General features: G+C 58.4%; 1 protein-coding gene. It reads right to left on the bottom strand.

The window, feature by feature from the left end; genetic code table 11:
* Window positions 1–73 precede the first annotated feature (73 nt).
* A partial coding sequence (locus AB9F26_RS22295; protein ID WP_369769132.1) for a calcium-binding protein occupies window positions 74–474 on the bottom strand: 401 nt, incomplete at its 5' end.

Raw genomic sequence — 474 nt, forward strand, 5'->3', positions numbered from 1 at the left:
GTTCCCAACGCCCTCGCAAACGAAAGGGGCGAGCCTCTTAAGCCCGCCCCTTTATGCATTCAATTGCGCCTCTTTAAACGAAATCAAAGTCGCTTGCGGTGAGATCTGCGCGGTCGAGGCCGGTGAGGAAGATGCTGACCGTTGCGAAGCTAACTTGCAGTCCGGCGGCGGTATCGGTGAAGGTCAGATCCGCTAGGCTCTGGGCTCCGTTTTCGATACGCAATGTATCCAGCGCATCGAAATCGCTGATGGTATCGCTGTTTGATGCCGTGTTGAACACGAAGGTATCGGCCCCGTCTCCGCCGACAAGCCTGTCGTTTCCCGCGCCACCGTTTAGAACATCGTTATCATCACCGCCGTACAGCCTGTCGTTGCCGTTGCCGCCGTCGAGCCTGTCGTTGCCACCGCGTCCGGACAGGACATCGTTACCGTTTTGCCCCCAAAGCCCGTTGGCGCCTTCGTTCCCGCCCAGAA

Source organism: Falsihalocynthiibacter sp. BN13B15, assembly GCF_041205415.1.
In the GTDB taxonomy this organism is placed as follows: Bacteria; Pseudomonadota; Alphaproteobacteria; order Rhodobacterales; family Rhodobacteraceae; genus Falsihalocynthiibacter; species Falsihalocynthiibacter arcticus.